General features: G+C 63.3%; 13 protein-coding genes and 4 pseudogenes. 7 read left to right on the plus strand and 10 right to left on the minus strand.

Translation table 11 applies throughout. From position 1 onward, the window contains the following. Positions 1–38: 38 nt before the first annotated feature. The 9 genes and pseudogenes from I2456_RS23665 to I2456_RS23705 form a co-directional block, all read right to left on the minus strand. Positions 39–1,982 (minus strand): tyrosine-type recombinase/integrase, encoded by a 1,944-nt coding sequence (locus tag I2456_RS23665; protein WP_007172497.1) that lies wholly within the window; start codon positions 1,980–1,982, stop codon positions 39–41. Then, entirely contained in the window at positions 1,979–3,028 is a 1,050-nt protein-coding gene (locus tag I2456_RS23670) for a tyrosine-type recombinase/integrase (protein WP_007172498.1), read from the minus strand. Before I2456_RS23670 ends, I2456_RS23665 begins: the two co-directional genes overlap by 4 nt. Positions 3,029–3,144: 116 nt before the next feature. Then, positions 3,145–4,158, minus strand: a pseudogene (locus I2456_RS23675) (IS256 family transposase); the annotation flags it as partial. A gap of 431 nt (positions 4,159–4,589) precedes the next feature. After that, entirely contained in the window at positions 4,590–5,276 is a 687-nt protein-coding gene (locus I2456_RS23680) for an IS30 family transposase (protein ID WP_371869947.1), read from the minus strand. Further along, the gene (ltrA, locus tag I2456_RS23685) at positions 5,164–6,618 is read right to left on the minus strand and encodes a group II intron reverse transcriptase/maturase (RefSeq protein WP_033711551.1); all 1,455 of its coding nucleotides are present in this window, start codon (positions 6,616–6,618) and stop codon (positions 5,164–5,166) included. Before ltrA ends, I2456_RS23680 begins: the two co-directional genes overlap by 113 nt. A 612-nt stretch (positions 6,619–7,230) precedes the next feature. Then, positions 7,231–8,028 (minus strand): annotated as a pseudogene (locus I2456_RS23690) (IS30 family transposase); the annotation flags it as partial. A 254-nt stretch (positions 8,029–8,282) separates the two neighbouring features. Next, positions 8,283–9,266 carry a site-specific integrase gene (locus I2456_RS23695; protein WP_231614299.1) on the minus strand — a complete coding sequence of 328 codons (984 nt, stop codon included), beginning with the start codon at positions 9,264–9,266 and terminating at the stop codon, positions 8,283–8,285. A gap of 284 nt (positions 9,267–9,550) precedes the next feature. Continuing rightward, positions 9,551–9,874 (minus strand): helix-turn-helix domain-containing protein, encoded by a 324-nt coding sequence (locus I2456_RS23700; RefSeq protein WP_007172299.1) that lies wholly within the window; start codon positions 9,872–9,874, stop codon positions 9,551–9,553. Beyond that, entirely contained in the window at positions 9,871–10,947 is a 1,077-nt protein-coding gene (locus tag I2456_RS23705; protein ID WP_007172298.1) for a tyrosine-type recombinase/integrase, read from the minus strand. The genes I2456_RS23700 and I2456_RS23705 overlap by 4 nt, the downstream gene beginning before the upstream one ends. 457 nt (positions 10,948–11,404) lie before the next feature. Between I2456_RS23705 and I2456_RS28735 the strand changes: the two are divergent. The 3 genes and pseudogenes from I2456_RS28735 to I2456_RS23715 form a co-directional block, all read left to right on the plus strand. After that, positions 11,405–11,518 (plus strand): annotated as a pseudogene (locus I2456_RS28735) (hypothetical protein); the annotation flags it as partial. Between the two features lie 119 nt (positions 11,519–11,637). Next, positions 11,638–12,249: a hypothetical protein gene (locus I2456_RS23710; protein ID WP_087139652.1), complete on the plus strand. Its 612-nt coding sequence runs from the start codon at positions 11,638–11,640 to the stop codon at positions 12,247–12,249. Then, complete coding sequence (locus I2456_RS23715) at positions 12,234–12,857, plus strand: hypothetical protein (protein ID WP_033717424.1); 624 nt, start codon at positions 12,234–12,236, stop codon at positions 12,855–12,857. Before I2456_RS23710 ends, I2456_RS23715 begins: the two co-directional genes overlap by 16 nt. Before the next feature lie 645 nt (positions 12,858–13,502). Here the strand turns inward: I2456_RS23715 and I2456_RS23720 are convergent. Continuing rightward, complete coding sequence (locus I2456_RS23720) at positions 13,503–14,084, minus strand: TetR/AcrR family transcriptional regulator (protein WP_033717422.1); 582 nt, start codon at positions 14,082–14,084, stop codon at positions 13,503–13,505. A gap of 65 nt (positions 14,085–14,149) precedes the next feature. Between I2456_RS23720 and I2456_RS23725 the strand changes: the two genes are divergently transcribed. The 4 genes and pseudogenes from I2456_RS23725 to I2456_RS23740 all read left to right on the plus strand — a co-directional run. Next, positions 14,150–15,343, plus strand: a complete 1,194-nt coding sequence (locus tag I2456_RS23725) for a cytochrome P450 (RefSeq protein ID WP_007172294.1) — start codon at positions 14,150–14,152, stop codon at positions 15,341–15,343. Between the two features lie 104 nt (positions 15,344–15,447). Then, positions 15,448–15,867: an MmpS family transport accessory protein gene (locus I2456_RS23730; protein ID WP_007172563.1), complete on the plus strand. Its 420-nt coding sequence runs from the start codon at positions 15,448–15,450 to the stop codon at positions 15,865–15,867. Continuing rightward, positions 15,864–18,797, plus strand: a complete 2,934-nt coding sequence (locus tag I2456_RS23735) for an MMPL/RND family transporter (protein ID WP_007172562.1) — start codon at positions 15,864–15,866, stop codon at positions 18,795–18,797. Before I2456_RS23730 ends, I2456_RS23735 begins: the two co-directional genes overlap by 4 nt. Further along, positions 18,798–21,315, plus strand: a pseudogene (locus I2456_RS23740) (MMPL family transporter); the annotation flags it as partial. Between the last annotated feature and the right edge of the window lie 28 nt (positions 21,316–21,343).

Consider the following 21,343-nt stretch of genomic DNA (forward strand, 5'->3'; position numbering starts at 1 on the left):
GGCCCTCGGGGGCGGGTCAACCCGTCGGGGTGGGATGTTCATCGATCGAGGCGCTGGAGGTGGTCGGTAAGGGCGTGGGCGACGCGGTCGTGGCGGGCGGCTTCGTCGGTCCAGCCGCGGCACTCGGCGTCGGTTCTGAGGGCCTGGACGTCGGCGAGTTGGTCGGTGAGCGTGTCGCGGAATTCGGGGGCGGTGACGTAGTTGTCGCAGGTTTCGCAGATGTTGGCATAAGGGCACGCGCCCGCGGATTCGTGGCGAGCGCAGTATCCGTGTGCAACGCGGGTTTTCAGCATTTCACTGTGCAGCCAGCCGACCTTGTCGGGCAGGATCGGTTTGCCGACCGGGGTGAGGGTGAACTGGCGGCGCATCTTGCCCATCGCTTCGTCGTAGGCCGCGCGCAGGGTGGGCGAGGCCAGGGTGGCGTAGCGGATCGTCATTTGTGGAGTGACGTGCCCGAGTAAGGACATCAAGGCCTGCAGACTCATCCCGGCGTTGGCGAGTTCGGTGGCCCAGGTGTGGCGCAACTGATGTGGAGTGACCATCAGGACGCCGCCGTCGGGACGGTGCAACCCGGCGGATTCAGCGGCGGTGAGCAGCCCGTTGCGCAGCCGGGTGTAGCCCAGGCGGCGTCCGTGCCGGGTGAACAGAAAGTCGGTGAGCACGCCGGTGCGTGGGTGCGGCAGCGGCCGGTGCGTGCCGCGGAGGGCGACCCACTCGTCGAGCGCGGCGAGGGTCGCGGCGGAGAGCGGGACCATGCGTTCGGTGGCGAGCTTGCCCAGTGGCACCTTCAGCCAGGTTCCGGCCGGTCCGTAGTCGATGATGCTGCCCAGTTCGAGGTCGAGCAGTTCCCCCGCCCGCAGGCCGGCACCACGCAGCACGGTCAGGCCGATGCGGGCGAACGGATCCTGCAGGTGGGCAACGGCGTTCATCACTGCCGCGTCCACATCGGGTGCTAGCGCGCGTGGCAACGGCTGGTCGAGTTTGGGGACGTCGGCGGCGAATACCAACCGCCGTGGTGGGGCCTGCGCCCAGCCCCAGGCGGTGATGTCGTCGAGCAGGTTGCGCAGACTGAGCACTGCCGACTGGGCCACCGCGGCCGAGACGGTGCGCCCGGCGCCCGCGGCGGCGCGCTGACCACGCCAGCCCCGGGTGCGATTCCATTTCAGGTAGCCCTCGATGCAGCTCCGGTCGAGTTCACGCAGGCTGATGACGTCGGGATGGTGAGCGGTGAGGTATTCGGCGAAGGGCAGCAGGTCGTTGATCAGCGACTCGACCGATTTGGGCCGCAGCACCGCCGCGCGCACGCCGATGTAGCGCAGCAACGTCTGACGGATCGGGTCGGGCATCTCCACCTCGGTGAAGCGCTGCTCGAGGCTACGGGCCCACCGCCGGCGTTTCGGCGCGGTGTCGATGACCGCGGTCTCGAACAACAGCTGCCGCAGGCTGGCCAGCCGCCCCCTGTATGCCCGCCGCGACGATGGCGGCACCACGGTACGTGACAGCGCGGCGTCGAAGTCGTCGAGCGCGTCGCCGGTCAGGTCGGCGACCATTCCGCCGTGGTGTGCCAGCACTACCGCCAGACATTCGCCGAGGACCGTCTCGACCCAGGAACTCCTCCAGCCCAACCGAATTCCCGCATTCCGCAACGCGGCGAATCCGCTCGGATCCCGGTCCTCCACTGCGCGGCCCAGCCCGGTCAACTGTTTGACCGCGGCCAGCTCGACGTCCAGCCGTAACCGGCCGGTGCCGATCGTGTGACAGATCAGCGGCCACGCCCCGGTGTCCCGTATCTCGGCGATCCGCTCGGCTGCCGGCAGCGTCATCCAGGCGTGCAGGTCGCGGTGGCGTGCGGTGAAGTCGCGAGCGATCCGAATCCGGTCGCGTACCGCCCGCCCGCTCAAACCCAGGGTGGCGACGTGGTCGAGATAATCCGCCACCACCTCGTCGGCGCCTACGGGTTGGCCGACCAACACCGTGGTCACTGCCGGGCTCCGGCCAACGTCGCACGAGCAGCACCGTATTCGGCGGCGAGCTGCTCGATCGACAAATGCACGTAGCGGGCCGTGGTCTCCGGCGAGACATGCCCCATCAACGCCCGCAACGCCAGCAGATCGATTCCGGCCGCCGACAATTCGGTGCCGTAGGTATGCCGTAAACGGTGCGGGCGGACTCTTGTGGCGCCAGAGGTCTCCCGGTGCCGACGGAACAGGCTGCGCAGCCCGGCCTCGCTGACCGGTGCACCGGTCGTCGGGCCGCGCAGCACTACGAAGCACTGCGGCGTCGCCAACCCCGGCGGCCGCTCCCATCGCAGGTAGGCGGCGAGCTCGGTGAAGAACGCCGCATCGACCGGGACATGACGTTCCTTGCCGCCCTTGCCGATCACCCGAAGCCGGCGCCGGCCCATATCGACGTCGGCGAGCAGCAGGCCACGCGCCTCGGCCGAACGCAGCCCTCCGAGTAGCATCACCAGCACCATCGCCCGGTCCCGGTGCGTTGCCAGTGTCGCCAGGAACGCGTCGACATCGTTGGTGGACAACGATTCCGGAAGACGCTGCGGCTGACGCACCAACCTACCGCCACTGCGTGCACGCCCGGGACCCAGATGACCGAGCAACCCCCGCTGCGACTGGCGCAGCCCCTGTCCCCGCCGCGGCGACGGCACCGGATTGTCGGTGCAGACACCGGTCATCACCAGATACTCGAATAACGCGCGCACTGCCGCGACCCGGCGGTTCACCGTCGAAGCTGCCGGCGGGGTCGACGAGCGGTGACCGCCGGTGGGCTGGTCCGTTCGGCGGACGCCTTGCCAGTCGATCCAGTCGAACACCAACGGCGCATCGACCGCGGCGAGCCCGACCGCTTGCTGGACGAGGAACCGGCTCAAATTGGCGACGTCGAATGCGTAGGCCCGCACCGTGGCCGCGCTGAACCCCCGTCCCGCCAAATGGTTGAGAAACGCGTTCACCGCGTCCTGCCCGTCCCAGTCGCCCTCCAGGACATATCCGCTGTCGCTCTTGAGTACCCGCATCGCCGCTCCGCCTTCCCCCACCGAGATGCAGACAGCATCCATCCGTGCTCAGCGCTTGTGCGTGAACCTCACGCTGCAGCCCGAACCGTGTCCCCGGAGAGCCGGTTAACGGATAGTGGGTTGTTGGACCAGATCTGCCGCCAAATTTGTTTGGGGAAGGCGGTGAAGGCGAGCAGGTCGGCGCGGGCGTCTTCGAGGTGGTCGGCGACCTTGGGGAGCTTGTCGGCCAGTGCGTCGATGATGCGGTCATATTGGGCTGCAACGGAACCGGCGTCAGGTTGATCGAAGACCGAATGCAGTAGTGTGCGTACCCACGGCCACGATGATTTCGGAGTGATGGCCATCAGGTTGGTGGCGTAGTGGGTGCGACACCGTTGCCACGATGCCCCAGGCAGGGTGGCGCCGATCGCGGCCACCAGACCGGCGTGGGCGTCGGAAGTGACCAGACGGACCCCTGATAGGCCGCGGGCGGTCAGCGACCGCAGGAAGGTCAGCCAGCCGGCCCCGTCCTCGGCGGTGGTGACGTCGATGCCCAGGATTTCGCGGTAGCCCTCGGCGTTGACCCCGGTGGCGATCAGCGCGTGCACGTTGACCACCCGGCCTGCTTCGCGAACCTTGAGCACCAGGGCGTCAGCAGCCATGAACGTGTACGGGCCTGCATCCAGTGGCCGGGTCCGGAACGCCTCGACCGCGGCGTCGAGCTCTTTGGCCATCACGCTGACCTGGGACTTCGACAAGCTGGTGATGCCCAGAGTCTCGACGAGTTTGTCCATCCGCCGCGTCGAAACGCCCAGCAGGTAGCAGGTAGCCACCACCGTGGTCAGGGCCCGCTCGGCGCGTTTGCGCCGTTCCAGCAGCCAGTCCGGGAAGTACGAACCTTGCCTTAGCTTGGGAATCGCCAGATCCAATGTGCCTGCGCGGGTGTCAAACTCGCGGTGCCGATACCCGTTGCGGGAATTGGTGCGCTCGCTGCTGCGCTGGCCGTAGCCGGCACCGCACACCGCGTCGGCTTCGGCGCCCATCAGGGCGTGAATGAAGGCGGCCAACAACTCGCGCAGCACATCAGGGTGCGTGGTGGTGAGTCGTTCGGCCAGCACGGCAGACAGGTCGATATCGTGGGCAATGGTCATCGCGTTGATTCCTTTGCTCGAGTGACTTTGGTCGGTCCCTCGAAGAATCACGCGATGACCTTCATTCATCCGGCTACGACACGCCGGTCATCACCGGCTCGTACACCACTCTGCTGGACGCAACTGGGGTTGGAGACGATGACGATAGAAAATGCGTCGGTCATGCTCACCGCTCATGAAGTTCGAGCGATGACCGGAGTTCCGGTCTCAACGCTGCATGAATGGGCGGCCAGGCGGGAACGTGGGATTGATGCGCCTGGTCCACATCACCTCAGGCTTAGCGATCGGCACCGTCGATGGTTACTGGATGACGTCAAAGATTGGCTGGAATCGACTCGGGTGTAGAGCGATTCGCCCTCACCCAACTACTTAGCACAACCGCTGTCAACGGCGGCCGAAAATTGACCCCTTTTCGACGGGGTGGGTTCTACTCAACGTCGCAACACCGACGGATCACTCGAGACTAACAGGGCAGCGAATAGATCGGCGGGGCAACGGTCTTGGAGGACCATGCGGGGGCGATGGTTGAGTTCGTGTTCGACGGCCAACAACTGCTCCGGCGGGTGGCTGATGAGGGTGACGCCCTTCGGGAAGTAGTCGCGCAGCAGTCCGTTGGTGTTCTCGTTCGTGCCGCGTTGCCAGGGTGATCTGGAGTCGCAGAAGTAGACGGGCGCGCCGAGCTTGTCGGTGGTGGCAAGGTGGCGCGCCATCTCGGTGCCCTGGTCCCAGGTGATCGACCGCATCAGCGTGGGTGGCAGATCCTTCATGCGGGCCACCAAGGCCGCGTGCAGGGAGTCGGCGTCACTGCGAGGCAGATGCACCAACCGCAGCATCCGGGTCTGGCGTTCGACCAGAGTGCCGATCGCCGAGAGGTGGTTATTACCGATGATGTAGGGGTCGGACCGGGGCGCGGTGCCGGGATTGCTCCTGGCCCGTTTCCCCGGCCCGCCCTCCGCACCGGACGTGCGACTCTCGTCGCATCCGGCGCTCCACGGACTGCCACCGTTATGCGGGGACCGAGGTCGCCGCTGTGCTGGTCCACGGTGTGGGGATGTTGCTCGCCCGCCACCGATACCGAGTGATCGGAACGGTGGTGGTATCGAACATGACGATCCCATTCTCTTGCGGACGATTGCCTGGCCTTCCGGTCAGGAACCGCCGGTAGAGCTCCGCCCACGTGATCCGCTTGTGCCGTTTGAGCAGCCACTGGGTGACCCGATGCCAGGCAAAGGAATCGAGGTATCCGAAGGTTGCCTTCGACACACCGTGACGGAAATACGCACACCATCCTCGGAGCACCGGGTTGAGGCGTCCGAGGAGATCAGCAAGGCCATGATGACGTGCCTTCTTGGTCAGCGCCCGCACCTTCGTCATGATCGAAAGCAGCGCCTTCTTCGACGGGTAGGTGTAGACAGCTGCCTTGTTCGTGCCCTTCTTGCGGCGCCGCTGGATGCGGAATCCGAGAAAGTCGAACCCCTCGTCGAGGTGGCATACCTGGGTCTTCTCCACGGATAGCCGTAGCCCCAGTGGGGCAATGACATCCGCGACTTCGTCCCATAATGCGTCCGCGTGCGCTTTGGTTCCGGCCACCATGATCACGAAATCGTCGGCATAGCGGACGATCCGATAGGTGGCCCCGCCACGTTTGCGATGGGCATCTCGCCGCTGAGATGTCCGATGGGCATCCCATTTCACACGGAAATGTGCGTCCAACACCGTCAGAGCGATGTTGGCCAGCAGCGGTGAGAGTATGCCACCCTGGGGTGTGCCGGTATCAGATTCCCTGACCGTTCCGTCGCCAGACATGATGCCCGCCTTCAGGAATGCCTTGATCAGGGCCAGGACCCGCTTGTCGACGATCCGCGTGCGTACTCGTTCCATGATGGCGGAGTGAGCCAGTTCGTCGAAACACGCCGCGATGTCAGCCTCGAAGACCCAGTGATAGTTCCGGGTCCCCAAAGCATGTATCTCGGCGATCGCGTCCTGAGCGCGACGTCGGGGACGGAAACCGTAACTGACCGGCTCGAAATCCGCCTCGAAGATCGGCTCCAACACCAACAGCAACGACGCTTGAACCGTGCGGTCCATCGCCGTGGGAATACCGAGCCGCCTGAGTTTGCTGCTCCCTGGTTTGGGAATGAGTATCTCCCGCACCGGAAGTGGAGCAAATGTCCGTGCCTTCAGTTCGGTTCGAACGTGGCTCAGGAACGCCACCGTCTCGGCATCTCCGGTTATGGACGCAGGAGTCAGCCGGTCGACACCGGCTGAGCGTGCGCCCTTGTTGCCCCGCACCCGTTCCCACGCGACGGTGAGAAAGTCCGGGTGGTGGACGAGGTTGAACACATCATCAAAGCGGCGGTCGGAATCTTCGACCGCCCAGTGGTGCAGCTTGCGTTGCATCTGTCGTACCTGCCATGCCGCCTGATCGGGATCGGGCCATGACAGCTCACCGGTATTCACCAGTGCCTCCGTTCGTGTCGTGTTCGCTGCATCAATTCCGCTGGGGCCCTTCGCCATGCACGAGGCTTTCCCCCGCTCGGACTACTACGGCCCCTCCGCCCCACCGCGTGGCCATCGACAGACGACGCGTCAACCCGGATTCGGCGCCCTCGGCTGAGGACGACGACACGGGAGCCTCGCGATGGTTCCCACGTTCACTGCTGACCGCTCGAGGAGGGAGGTGCCCAGCTATGCCCCTGCGATATCGCCACGGCTACGCCGCAGGCATTCACCGTGGCCTCCAGCGGCAGCGACCTAAACCGCAGCCGGAGTTCCCAACACCGAGACGCCAGTGGTGTTGGTGCGCATCGCAGACCAGCCCGAATCCACCGGGTTAGAGCTGGCGGGAGACTTGAGAGGCGTTAAAACACTGGTTCCTCGCGTACACCTTCTCCTCATGCTTGCCGGACCCAGGCCATCCGGTAGTGCCGGCCTGTCCCGTCGTTGTCGGGGCTGCTTACCACCCTCGCCGGCGTCTCCCGGTCCAGGCTGCCCCCAGCTTCGTTACGCTGCTGCGACAGCACAACGGCGCAGGTCTCTCACCTCCGCTCGGTCACACAGCGCCTCGTGGCGCACAAGGTCGCCTTCCCAGTGGCCGGCTTCAGACCGGTCGACAGCCGAGAAGGACCGGTCGTGGATGGTGAGCATCGGCTGCTGGAACCGCGGCCGCCGGCAACTCTGGCGGTGATGCGCTCGGCGGTGATCTCGACCGGTGCGCAGCGGTGAGCGTCGGTGCGGCGCTAATCGCGAGGGCCGCATGAAACGTGAATTCGGTTGATAGACAGCTTGATAGATGCTTTCGTGGCATAACCACATCGATGAATCATCGGGGAAGCGGTGGCGGAGGTGACGGCTGATCTGTTGGGGGCTCCAACGCTGAAGAAGCAGCTCGGCGACCGCGTTACCGAGCTGGTCGTTGGTGTCGACCCGACGGCGGTGGTGACGTGCTCGTCGCGCGGTGGCTCGCCGGTGGGCATCGAAGGGCTGATATCCGCGGCCGGCTGGTGCGTTGCGCCGTAGCTCCCTCGAAATCGTCGACGGCGCTCGACCGAGTCGGGTGGCGATCGTCCGCACCCTCAGCCCTGAGTGATGCAGATCGGCGATCTCGATGCGCTCGTCCTGGGACAGGTATCGCGTGCTGATCTGGCGGACCGCTAGTCGATCTAGCGGCGGGACGAACCCGACCGCGACGCCGTTGCGGTAGGTCTTGTAACCGCGTGTCCAGTTCGTCGCAGCGGACCGGGACACACCGACTTCGCGGGCCGCGGCCCGCACGCTCCACCCGCGAGCCCGCAACTCCATGAACCGCTGACGCTTGGCCGACTGCGGACGACGTCCCGGCCCCTTCTTCACCCGACGCGACGATGCCAACACAACCTCCAGAATCTAGAGAAGTGTTGCGACCGCACCTAGAAACCACCGCGTCGACACGGGGTCAGTTTTCAGACGACGCCGACACTGTCAAGCGGCAATACGACCGAATCGAATATGGCGGGTTACCAGTGAGTTTCCCGTGAGTTCAGCCGGATTGAAGCGATTTCAGTTGGAACCCACGGCCTTTCGGCTGTGAAGGTTCATAACTGCGGCGGGTTCGCGGGCCCTGAGTCTGGCGGCGTTGGGTGGCACTACGGTTCTACCGGCTGCTCGAGTTCGTCGCTGAGCAGCCGTTCGGCCACGGTGGTGTAGCGCCGTGCGGTGTTGTGGGAGATGCCGAAGACGAGAGACAGGTGCAGTGGGTCCGGGCCTGCGGTCAGCGCTTCGTGAAGGATTCGGTCGGCACGGATGCGTTCGATCGTGAATCCATTGTCGCTCAACGATGGTTTCACCGATTTTTGACTGACCGGCGTTGTGCGCAATGCAGTTTTCGTCGTGAGTAGAACGTGCCGGTTCGGAGTGTGGGGCCATCTGTCCCGGCGGTGGTCGAGCCATGTGTTCAGCGCGATGTGGGTGAGCTCACCGAGCCGTTGGTTGTGTCCGGCAAGGGTGATCCGCCGGTTCGGCAGGTCGATGTCGTCGAGCGTGAGTTTGCGTATAACGGCTGTGCGGCAGGCATGTTCGACGCTCAGCGCCACGACGAGGCGTTCAAGCGGTTCGCTGGCGAGCTGTTCGATCGAGCGCACCTCGTCATCGGTGATGGGCAGGAGGTCCTGGTCTACTGGTTGGCTCTTCAAACCCGCTGTTGGGTTGCTGAAGACCAGAGCATTCTTCTTGGCGTGCCGGAACAGCGACCGCAGCGCCTTGATCAGATTGTGGCGCTGGTTTCCCTGAAACGGCCGCAGCGCCGCGTCGACGTCGGCCCTGGTGACCTCCCTGAGATGCTCGTAGGAGGTGGACCAGTGCGCGAGAAGGGGCTTGACCGAGCCGAAGTAGCTGTAGAGCGTCCTCGGTGATCGTGGGCGAGCACGTGCGCCGCCGACCAACAGGGTAAGGAGCCAGTGGTGGGCCGGCTCGGCGAATCCTGGCGGAAGTTCCGCGGTGACGCGGTCGATCCAGGCACGGATCGGAGGTTCGGTGTCGTCTTTCAGCAGGTCGAAGTGGGATAGGATTTCGACGAGCCTGCGACGGGACGCGAGCCGATGCGGCCGGGTTCGAACCTCGGTGAGCGGCACGCGATCACCGGTGGGCCGACCGGCCAGAAGGGTGAGCAGGGCGTCGAGGCATCGGTTTGTGGTCTCACCGCACCAATCGTGGGCGGCACCGAGTTCCCGGGCGTGTATCGCGGCGGCCGCGAGCACGGGGTCGTCGGATTCCAAGGCTGGATGCCGCCGGGGCGGGCGAGCAGGCAGTCCCGCCTTTCTGCGTTGGTAGGACGCTCTTCTTGAACAGCTTCTGCCGCAGTATTTTTGGTCGCGGCGACTGTTGGCAGGCAGCGCAGTCCCGCAGTGCAGGCAGTTCATCGCGGCGGCAGCGACCTGCCGGCGCGAGTGCGCGGCGTGACCGACCGGGCCTCACCGACCGCCGCTGACTCGTCGTCGGTGACGGGCGTGGCCGCTGCCACGGTTTCGGGTTCGGGAATCAGCAACTCGTCGACCCCGCAGCCGAGGACGGCGCAGATGACGTCCAGGTCGTTCAGTTTGATGGCGTTGGGGTTGCCCGACCACAGGCCCGACATCTTGCCGGCGCTGATGACCAGACCGCGGTCGGCGAGCATCCGCTGGAGTTCGCTGGCCTTCCAGATGCCGCGATTGGCCGCGGCCAATCGCAGGTTCCATTTCATCGAGCGAGTCCTTTCCATCGATCGGCGACCCGGCGTTGCCCGGTGACCCAGGCATCTTCGACGTGGGTGGCGTGCACGTGGATATACCGAGCCGTTGTGCCCGTCCAGGCGTGACCTAATAGTTCCTGGATCGCGAATAGGTTCATACCGGCCAGATAAAGCTGGGATGCGCAGAAATGCCGCAGCACATGCGGTGTCAGCTTCCCCGACCACCTCGGCAGATATCGGTCGGTGGCCTCGGCCAGGGCGCGGCGATAGACGTCGGCGGTCGCGCGCATACACGTCCCGTCGATGTTCTTGCGTTCGGACGGAAACAGCGGCGCAGCATGGTTTTTCGGGTCGACATCGAACAGGCCCAGCACGTCTTCGATGAACCACTGCAGGCTGCGGTCGGCGCCGTTGATCAGTGGCACTACCCGCGGCTTGGGACCTTTGCGACGAGATCCCTTGCCATGACGGACGTTCAGCTTGCCGAACCGGCCCAGCTCCCAGCGCACGTCATCCAGGTCGAGCATCCGCGCCTCGTTGATCCGCAATCCGACATCGGCCACCAGGCGAGCCACGGCGTAGTTTCGGGCGGTCGGGGCGAACTTGCGGCAGGTGACCAGCTCCCCGCGCCACCCCGCGAACAGCTGCTCCACCTCGTCGGCGGTCGGCGGGATGCGCAGCTGCGGATCCACCCACGCCCGCGGTCGGTTGATCTCATCGAGCGGGCACTCGATGACCCGGCCGCTGAGATTGTGCAACTCGACCTTGTGACGCAGTTCGAGGAACTGAAAGTACACCGTCAGCGCGGCCGCCCGCCCGGTCCGAGTCGACGCCCGGGCATCACGCAGCACCTTGCCGAAGTAGGTGTCGGCGTCAGCAGGCTGGATCTCCCACAGCGGCCGACCGAACCAGTCCCGGATCAGCTCAAGGTGATTCACGTCGTTGCGGATGGTCGAGTCGACCAACCCGGCCGATGCCCGGGCAAGGACGAATCCGGCCAGCACATCGGTCTCGAAGCCGGCGAGCTCATCCTCGGTCGCCGGTGCCCGCTGCTCCCTCAGGTCCCGCACGACAGCCAGAGCCAACCCACGCCTCCTCAACTTCACCCACAGTGAAGAATCATCAGCTGATCAGTTATCCAGTCGGCAAAGATGATGCCACTTCATTCGCGGGTTTTGCAGCAGGGACACGCCCACAACAGCTGGTCCAGGCACTCGACGGGCTGGCGCACACCACTCGGTGGCTCAGGAACCCGTCGACTGTTGGTTAACTACCGCATATAGCGCAATCGGTTGTACTTCAACGTAGTCGAGCGCCACTATACATTCCCGATAATCCGCCGCCATACGCATCGCACGCTCTTGCAACCGGTTTCGACGTGATGCAGCGAGTGTGGCACTAACGCATTGTGATTCACTCGATGAGTCAATTCCTAGGGCCGATAACCGGGCGAGCGGTCGAGCGGGCGGGCGTTTCCAGCAAACGCTCCTGCCTGTGGTCCTACTGCGCAGCCGCTCCCCCGCCGGGGGATTGGAGCCTGCTTTGGCCCGCCAACCCGAAGCCCAACAACGCATGTTCGTGCCCTTCCTCATCACGGTGGGCCTCGTCGAAGCAGCGACCTGGGAACGTCTCCCTACGACAAGGTGGAGACCGTAGCCACCGTCCGCCGACACCGCGGACCGCGAGGGGCGCAGCGTTGATCAATGAAATTGACCACCGCTGCGAAAATGCCGAAATGCGCCCCATGCTGCGGCGATCGCCCTATCGTTTGTGCCATGACGGGGGTAGGCATGCCGGCGTGGCCGGCAACAATGGCAGCATTCGTGCTCGAACTCGCCGGGATCGTGCCACCGCTAGATCCAAGAGTGCGAAATGAATTGGCTCAAGACGAAGAGAGTGTCGAGCTCGCGCAGCGTCTAGCGGAAGAACCCTCGCTACAAGATATCGTGTTCTCGGATGCGGATCATCCGTCGCTCCACACCCCTACCGTATTGTCTTTCACCGCAGAATCGTGGGCTCAGGCGCGCTCAGGTCTGGGCATCGTTGAGCGGGGTCAGGGCGAGCGCATCGCGGCCATCTGGCACACGGCGGTTCCGCTGGTCAACGGTGACTACCTGTTGACCCCGGATCCGGGTCACCCTGAAGCGGTGTCGTTCTATCGAGCCACGCGCAATGACGACGAGGGTGCGATCGATTTTCGCGTGGGCACTGCGTCGAGGGGCCCGTATGAGGTCGTGTGGGAGGACAACGACGACCGCTGCCATCTCAGACGATTCTTCAACGGCCTCTTGCAATGCAAGGTGGTCGGGTGCAGCGAGGTGTGTCATAGAGGCATCGAGGTGGACCCCATAACGGGCGCACAGTCATTTCCGTGCGGGTGTCCCTGATGTTCGGCATCGACTGGATTATTTGGGGCGTCATCATTGCCGCCGCCACGTTGGGGGCCGCAATCGGCGTGCCGGTCGTCCTCTACATCCGTCAGAACCGCGCCAACATCACGGTGACAAGCGAATTCGACAAGACCGGGTTCGTGGAAGTCGTCCTCGCCAAGGAGGGAAGCGGGGCCGCGCAAGTCGATTCGGTTGAACTCATGGCAGCTGGCACCAACACCAAGCTGCCATTAATCGGACGTTCCAAAACTGGTGCCGGGCCAATCAACTTCGATGGCGGCAAAGCCAAGATTCGCGTCTACTTCACACTCACCAGCGGGGCGAGTGCAACCGATGCCATCGAGGTACACGTCGAACACAAAGGCAAATCGTCGAGGGTCAAGTCCACCTGGACGACCAAGACCATATCTCCCCAGGCTGGCACCGAAATGATCGATCTGCGCGACCCGATTGAACCCGAAGCAGACACCACTACGAAAAAGGCGCCTGGCACTGCTGGTACTGGCACGACTGGGGCGAATCCGCCAGCAGCTCAATCAAATACACCCGCGCCAGGACTTTCCAACCCGCAGCGTGACACAGACGATCCCGACGTCAAGACGTAGAGCGTCCATCACGTCGAGGTCTCCCCCGGCGCCTCCAAGGAAGCCCGGTCGCGGAGGTTCGCGGCTGTGGCCCACACAACGGAAGGCCGTCGGGGACAGCCTTCGGGTGAGGATCCACCGGCGATACCGAATATCGCGATGTGGACATCCCACGTTGCCGAGACGCGGGTCGGATTGGCCATATCTGACTATTGCGGCCGCCGCCCGGCGGAGCCATTCGAGACCTGGATGCTTCGAGGCTGTGCCACGCCTCCGTAGCCCTGGCAAGTCCCCCGTCTGACGCTAATTTTGCCCGCGGCCACGGGCTACTTGACCCGTCGTGTGCGGGCGCATGGTTGGTGTGCGACGACCATCGAGACTTTGCACAGTGCACGAAACACCAAGGGGCGGTGTGTAAGTCGTGTGTTGGCACTGTGCTGGTGGAGTGGTCGTATTCGAAACCTGCGGTATTGCCGTGGTGGGCTAGCGGTTTTCGGGTCCGACGTTCTGGCTGCACTGGTCAGGTGCCCGGATCTCGCCGGCCGCGCACCTCCATCGGACGCGGGCGTTCTGGGGGTGAGCTGTTGGGGTAGGAGATGTTCAGAAATGCTCAAAGTCGTTGACTATCGAGCACAGGCGTGGTCGCAGATTGGTCTGCGGGGGGAGCTAGCGTGGCCGTATGCCGGTAAACACGACGTCGTGGATTGTTCGTGCGATTAGATCTTCGTCGAGCGTATCGTCGGTGATTAGGTAGGTCAGTGCGCTGGTGGTGACTGCACCGAATAGCGCGATGGCGGCAGCTCTGGGGTTGTCGAGAGCCTCGAGTGAACGGTCGTTAGCGCCCGCGCGAAGCAAGGTCTCGACGGGTTCGAAGTAGGCGGTGCTGATCATGTTGGCGATGGCGGGCATGCGGGCGGCGCGGCCCAGTTCTCCTATGAGGGCGCGACAGACAGCGGGCCGCTGGGCCATCACGCGCAGTTGGGCACTGATGACGTCGTGCAGGCGTTGGGCGGCGGCGCCGTCTGCCTCGACGATCGCGGTGACCTCGTGCGCGACGTGTTGTAGGGCGTCTTCGAGGAGGAAGGCGAGTATTTCTTCTTTGCCGGCGAAGTAGTAGTAGAGCGTGGCCTTGGCGATGCCCGTGGTCGCGGCGACGTCTTCGATCTTTGTGTCGTTGAGCCCGCGCTCGGCGAAGAGTTCGGCCGCGGCAGGCAACCGGTCGGCAATCTGAGCGGGAATCTTCCGCATAAAGTCCTCCCCTCGGTTTAAACTCTCAGTCTAAACCGACGTTCTGCAATGTGGCAGGAGACGCTATGTCGACGGTACAACTTCGCTACGATCCCTTTGACGCGGAAATTCAGGACGACCCCTACCCCGTCTACCGGCAGCTACGCGACGCGGCACCGGTCTATCACGCCGCCGATACCAACACCTGGGTACTTAGTCGCCACGCGGATGTCATCAGCGCGCTGCTTGACCATCACAGCTACTCGTCGGTCGACGGAGTATTTCCGACTCCACCGGGCTCGACTTTTCGCGAATCGCTGCTGCCGATGATGATTTTGATGGATCCCCCGCGACACGATCAGCTGCGGGCATTGGTTAGCAAGGCCTTCACCCCGCGACGAATCGCGGCGCTGACGTGCGCGATCGAGGACCTCGCTGATCAGTTGACGGCCGGCCTGATCCAGGAAGCCAGTTCGGCCGATTTCGTCGCCGACTTCGCAGCTGTACTACCGGCGATGGTGATCGCTGATTTGCTCGGTGTGCCGCGCGAGGACCGTACACAATTTCGGCGATGGTCGAACGCGTTGGTGCAGTCCAATCCCACCCACGGCGAGACCGGCGAGGCTTTGGCAGCCGCGGCCGCGATCTATGGCTACTTCACCGATTTCCTCGCCGACCGCCGCGGCCAACCGCGCGACGATTTGATGTCAGCGTTGGTGTGTGCCGAGATCGACGGAAAGCACCTTAGTGACGACGAACTGCTTGGCTTTTGCTTGCTGCTGCTGATCGCCGGTCATGAGACGACGTCGAATCTGCTGGCCAACGCCGCGGTGGTACTGGCCGACTATCGCGACACCCGCCACCGGCTGGCTGGCGATGAGAGCTTGCTCGGGGCAGCTGTTGAGGAGCTGCTGCGGTATGACTCACCGGCTCAAGGACTTTCGCGAACGTTGACCCGCGACGTGACAGTGCATGGCGTCACAATGTCGGCGGGTGATTCGGTGCTGTTGTTGTTCGGCTCGGCTAATCGTGACGAACGCGTGTTCGCTGATCCCGACGTGTTTGACATCGGGCGCAAACCCGAACACCAAGTGGCATTCGGCCGAGGCATTCACTTCTGTCTCGGTGCGTCCTTGGCCCGGATGGAGGCCCGGATCGCGTTGCGCGCCTTGCTGGCCCGCGTGCCCAACTGGGAAGTCGACTTGGGCCGCGCGCAGCGCCTGCGGTCGGGCCCGATCCGGGGCTATTTGTCGTTGCCGATCTCCTGGTCGGCGAACTAGCCGCGCTGCGGTCCAATTGGCTGTGACCGACCCGGTCGAATGGGCGGTGGGGCGCCCAACTAGCGGGAGATGGTTGGCTGGGGAGGATTCACGTTGGCGCTGCGATGAAGAAAATGTGGATCGTCCTGGTCATCGTGGCGGTGGTGGCGGTAGCGGGCTTCTGCGTACTGCGGCTTCGCACCTTTTTCGGCGTCCACGACGATCAGACGATGACCAGCGGCATCGCCGATGAGATCAAGCCGTTCAATCCCAAGCGCGTGGTTTACCAGGTTTATGGTCCCCCGGGGACGGTGGCCAACATCAACTACTTGGACATCAATGCCCAGCCCCAGAAAGCTAGCAACGTGCCTTTGCCCTGGACGCTCTCGGTTACCTCGACGCTGCCCTCGGTGAGCGTCAACATCGTCGCGCAGGGCGACAGCAACCAAATCGGCTGCCGGATCATCGTGGACGAGGTGGTCAAGGACGAAAGGTCGAGTCAGGGTATGAATGCGCAAACGTTCTGCATAGTGAAGTCCGCATGACCGATGACCGGGCCGCAGGGCTGCCGCATATGCCGGTTTTCGCGCGAACGGTCCACAAACTCGCGGTGCCCGTCGTCTTTGCCTGGGTGGGGCTTGTCGTCGTCCTCAGCGTCTTGGTTCCATCGCTGGACGCGGTCGCCGAAGAACACACCGTGTCGATGAGCCCCAAGGACGCGCCGTCGATGCAAGCGATGAAGCACATCGGCAAAGTATTCAACGAATTCAACAGTGACAGTGCGGTCATGATCGTGCTGGAAGGTGACAAGCCGCTGGGCGATGAGGCCCACCATTTCTACGACCAGATCGTCCGCAAACTCGAGGCTGACACGAAACACGTCCAGCACGTCCAGGACTTCTGGGGGGATCCGCTGACGGCCGCCGGTTCGCAAAGCTCCGACGGCAAGGCCGCCTATGTGCAGGCGTATCTTGCTGGTAACCAGGGCGAGAGCCTGGCCAGCGAGTCTGTCGCGGCGGTCCGCAAGATCGTGGACAGCGTGCCTGCGCCGTCGGGGGTCAAGGCCTATGTGACCGGCGCTGGGGCGTTGATCGCCGATCAGCACTCGGCCGGACAAAAGAGCCTCCAGAAGGTCACGATCATCACCTTCGTGGTGATCATCGTGATGTTGCTGTGGGTATACCGCTCGATTATCACCGTGTTCAGCACGTTGTTCATGGTGGTGATCGAGGTGATGGCGGCTCGGGGGGTTGTCGCTTTCCTGGCCTACAACAACATCATGGGATTGTCGACCTTCGCGGTTAATATTTTGGTGCTGTTGGCCATCGCCGCTGGGACAGACTATGCGATCTTTATTCTCGGCCGATATCAAGAGGCGCGCGGCCTAGGCGAGGACCGCGAAAAAGCCTTCTACACCATGTTCCACGGAACCGCGCACGTCGTCCTTGGCTCTGGCCTGACTATTGCCGGTGCGATGTATTGCCTGAGCTTTACCCGGCTTCCGTATTTCCAGACTATGGGTATCCCTTGTGCGGTCGGGATGCTGGTCGCCGTTGCTGCCGCGCTGACCTTGGGTCCGGCGGTCCTGACCGTCGGCAGTTTCTTCAAGCTGTTCGATCCTAAGCGCAAGATGCGGACCCGGGGATGGCGACGGGTGGGCACCGCGATCGTGCGCTGGCCCGGGCCAATTCTCGCGGTGTCAGTCGCGATCGCCCTCATCGGTCTACTCGCCCTACCCGGTTATCAAACCAATTACGACAACCGGCTGTATTTACCCCCGAGCGTCCCCGCGAATATCGGCTACGCCGCCGCCGAACGGCATTTCCCCGCGTCCCGGATGAATCCGGAATTGTTGATGATCGAGACCGATCACGACATGCGCAACCCGGCGGGCATGCTGGTGTTGGACCGGATCGCCAGGGGGGTCTTCCACATCCCGGGTGTCGCGCGCGTCCAGGCGATCACCCGGCCGCTGGGAACGCCGATCGAGCACACCTCAATCCCGTTCCAGATCAGCATGCAAAACACCACGCAGGTCGAAAACCAGCAGTACATGCACCAGCGCATGGACGACATGCTCAAGCAGGCCGACGCGATGCAACAGTCCATCGACACCATGCAGCGCATGTACAACATCACCTCGCAGATGGCCGCGGTCACCCACCACATGGACGGCCTCACGCATGAAATGTTGGATGTCACAAACACATTGCGCGACAACATCGCCAACTTCGATGATTTCTTCCGGCCGATTCGCAGCTACTTCTACTGGGAAAAGCACTGCTTCGACATCCCGGGCTGCTGGTCGCTGCGATCCCTCTTCGACGCGCTCGACGGTCTGGATCAGATCACCGAAAAATTCACCTATCTTGCCGGCGACATATCTCAGCTGGACGCCTTGATGCCGCAGATGCTGGCGCAGATGCCGCCCATGATCGCCACCATGACGACCATGAAGCAAATGATGCTGACCATGCACAGCTCGATGTCGTCGCTGTATGACCAGATGGACGTGATGAGCCAAAACTCGACCGCCATGGGCCAGGCCTTCGACGCCGCCAAGAACGACGACTCGTTCTACATCCCGCCGGAAGTCTTCGACAACCCCGACTTCAAGCGCGGTCTGAAGATGTTCCTGTCGCCGGACGGGCACGCGGCCCGCTTCATCATCTCCCATGAAGGGGATCCCGCGACCCCGGAAGGCATTTCGCACGTCGAGCCGATCAAGAACGCAGCCAAGGAAGCCATCAAGGGAACTCCGCTGGAGGGCGCCAAGATCTACCTTGCCGGCACCGCCGCGGTCTACAAGGACATGCGCGACGGCTCCAAATACGACCTGATGATCGCGGCAATAGCTGCGGCCAGCCTGATTTTGATCATCATGCTGATCATCACCCGAAGCCTGGTCGCCGCGGTCACCATCGTGGGCACGGTGCTGATCTCGTTGGGCGCCTCGTTCGGACTGTCCGTGCTGGTGTGGCAGGACATCATCGGCTTCAAACTGCACTGGATGGTGCTGGCGATGTCCATCATCTTGATGCTGGCCGTCGGATCCGACTACAACCTGCTGCTGGTGTCCCGTTTCAAAGAAGAAATCGGTGCCGGTTTGAAAACCGGAATCATCCGCTCGATGGCCGGCACCGGTGCGGTGGTGACGTCTGCGGGCCTGGTCTTCGCCGCCACCATGGCCTCGTTCATATTCAGCGATTTGAAAGTCGTCGGGCAGGTCGGCACCACCATCGGCCTGGGTCTGCTGTTCGACACCCTGATCGTGCGCTCATTCATGATGCCGTCCGTCGCCGCGCTGCTGGGGCGCTGGTTCTGGTGGCCGCAGCAGGTACGCACTCGCCCGGCCAGCCAGCTACTTCGGCCCTACGGGCCACGTTCGGCGGTTCGCGCCTACCTGCTGCCCCGGCAAGATGACCCGCAGTCGGCGACCACCGACCGGTTCCCGGCGGCCTCACCGCACTACTAAGCCATCACCGCTATCGCCGCCCAGTCCTTTAGCGGCACATCCACGACGGTCCGCGTAACCGGCCCTCCCGCGACGTTCAGCGATCAAATCGATTCGGCTGAGCAGGATTTGATTGTCATCTCCGTCGTGACCGCCGGGCTGATAGCGCTGATCTTGCTGGTCATCTACAGGTCACTGTTTACCGCGTTGCTGCCTCTGTTGGTTATCGGGGTCAGCCTTGCGGTAGGGCGCGGAGTGCTCTCGGCGCTGGGCGAAGCGGGAATGCCGGTGTCGCGATTCACCATCGCGTTCATGACGGCGATTCTGTTGGGCGCCGGCACCGATTATTCGGCATTTTTGATCAGCCGGTATCACGAGCAGCGCCGCCAGGACGTCTCGGCTGACCTCGCGGTGATCAACGCAACCGCCACCATCGGCCGGGTGATCCTGGCCTCCGCCGCGACTGTGGCGTTTGCATTTCTGGCCATGGTTCTTTGCAAAGCTGAGCGTTTTTGGCGCGCTGGGCCCAGCGTGCGCGATAGCCGTCTTCGTCGGAGTCGCGGCCACCGTGACATTGTTCCCTCCGGTATTGGCGCTGGCCGCCAAACGGCGGCATTGGCGAACCCAAAGCCGACCGCACACGCCGCTACTGGAACTGGATCGCCGTGGCCGTAGTCCGCCGACCCACCCCACTGCTGGCCGCCAGCCTGGCCCTTGTATTAGGGCTAGCGGCTGTCGCGCTGACCATGCGCATGAGCTACGACGACCGCCAAGGAGAGCCGGACACAACCGCCAGCAACGAAGGTTATCACCTGCTGGACAGGCACTTTCGCAAAGATATCGTCATCACCCAGTTCATGGTCGTGGAATCACGGACCGATATGCACACCGGTAAAGGCCTGGCCGACCTGGATGAGATGGCGTCTCGCGTGTCGCAATTGCCGGGCGTCACCAAAGTATCCGGCGTCACCCGGCCCACCGGGGCACGACTCGATCAGGCACAGCTCTCTTGGCAAAACGTCCAGATCGGCAACAAGATGGCCGATGCCGTCGCCAAAGGAGACGCCCACAAGACCGATCTCACCAAACTCACCGGCGGTGCCGACCAACTCGCCAGCGGCCTGGCGCAACTTGACACCACCCTTCGCACAGCGTTGACTCCGCTGACCGGTATCCTTAACCAAGCCCAGTCCAGCGGCTCGCAATTTCAGCGCTTTCGCCCTCTGCTGCAGCAACTTTCGACTACCACACCGACCATCGACCAAGCTATCCGAGCCGGACCTGGGCTACGTCAAGAAGCTCAACAAGCTCAGAATGCGATCGCCACGATCGACCCGCTGGTCGGTGCGCTCAACACCTCCCCCTGGTTTGCCTCCACACCCGAGTGCACCCAGATCCGCGACCAGGTACGGATTCTGGTGACCTTGCGCGATGGCGGCTTTTTCAGCCAGCTCGCCAACCTCGGCGACATGTACCAGCCGGGCGGCGATACTGCGGGGGGCACCATGGCAGACCTGCAGAACACGGTCACCTCGCTGAACAAGGCGTTCGGAGCGCTCGGCGACCCCGCCGACATGGCCGGCAACATCCGCCGCCTCCAAAACGGCATCAGCCAGCTCGCATCGGGCGCACAAGCCCTAGCCACCGGTGTGCATACCCTTGCCGACAGCAACATCGAAATGTTGTCCGGCATGAGTCAGATCGCCACCCAACTACAGAATTCCGCGCGGTCCAGCGCCGGTTCGGACAACTCCAGCGGCTTTTGCCTCCCGGCTAACGCCTTCGAGAATCGCCAGTTCTCCGATGTGGCAAAGCACTTCCTGTCCGCTGACGGCAAGACCGCACGCTTCGCCATCGAATCCAGCTACAACCCCTACAGCAGCGAAGCGATGGATCTCGCTCAGAAGATCACCCAAGTTGCCGATGCTGCACGCCCAACACCTCCTTGGCCAACGCCAAAATATCGATGGCCGGATTCCCCGCCGTCAACTCCGATATCCAGCGCCTTCTGTCGGCCGACTTCCATCTGCTGGCCATTGCCACGCTCGTCATCGTCGGACTGATCCTCGTCGTTCTCCTGCGCGCCTTGGTGGCCCCGCTCTACCTGCTCGGTACGGTCGTGCTCAACTACGCAGCCGCACTGGGCATCGGGACGCTCGTTTTCCAATACGGCCTCGGTAAGAAAATCGCTTGGCTGGTACCGCTTTTGGCGTTCATCATCTTGATCGCGGTGGGCGCCGACTACAACATGCTGCTGATCTCGCGGTTACGCGAGGAATCCGCTCACAACATCCGCGTCGGCGTACTGCGCACGGTCGCAAACACCGGCTCAGTCATCACTTCCGCCGGGCTCATCTACGCGGCCAGCATGTTCGGCCTTATGGTCGGTTCGGTCGCGATCATGATCCAAGCCGGGCTCATCATCGGCTGTGGCCTACTACTCGACACCTTTGTTGTCCGCACTCTCACGGTTCCCGCGATCGCCACATTGCTCCGTGAGACCAGCTGGTGGCCGCAACGTAAACGTGAGGACGCTTGAAACTCTTGCATTTTGACTAAAATACCGA

Origin of the sequence: Mycobacterium kubicae, assembly GCF_015689175.1 — a bacterium.
GTDB classification, from domain to species: domain Bacteria; phylum Actinomycetota; class Actinomycetes; order Mycobacteriales; family Mycobacteriaceae; genus Mycobacterium; species Mycobacterium kubicae.

Coding starts and splice junctions, on each gene's coding strand:
- I2456_RS23670 (WP_007172498.1), bottom strand. CDS start 3,028: ATGCGGGTACTCAAGAGCGACAGCGGATATGTCCTGGAGGGCGACTGG.
- I2456_RS23680 (WP_371869947.1), bottom strand. CDS start 5,276: ATGGGATCGTCATGTTCGATACCACCACCGTTCCGATCACTCGGTATC.
- I2456_RS23700 (WP_007172299.1), bottom strand. CDS start 9,874: ATGAAATGGAACCTGCGATTGGCCGCGGCCAATCGCGGCATCTGGAAG.
- I2456_RS23710 (WP_087139652.1), top strand. CDS start 11,638: ATGACGGGGGTAGGCATGCCGGCGTGGCCGGCAACAATGGCAGCATTC.
- I2456_RS23720 (WP_033717422.1), bottom strand. CDS start 14,084: ATGCGGAAGATTCCCGCTCAGATTGCCGACCGGTTGCCTGCCGCGGCC.
- I2456_RS23725 (WP_007172294.1), top strand. CDS start 14,150: ATGTCGACGGTACAACTTCGCTACGATCCCTTTGACGCGGAAATTCAG.
- I2456_RS23730 (WP_007172563.1), top strand. CDS start 15,448: ATGAAGAAAATGTGGATCGTCCTGGTCATCGTGGCGGTGGTGGCGGTA.
- I2456_RS23735 (WP_007172562.1), top strand. CDS start 15,864: ATGACCGATGACCGGGCCGCAGGGCTGCCGCATATGCCGGTTTTCGCG.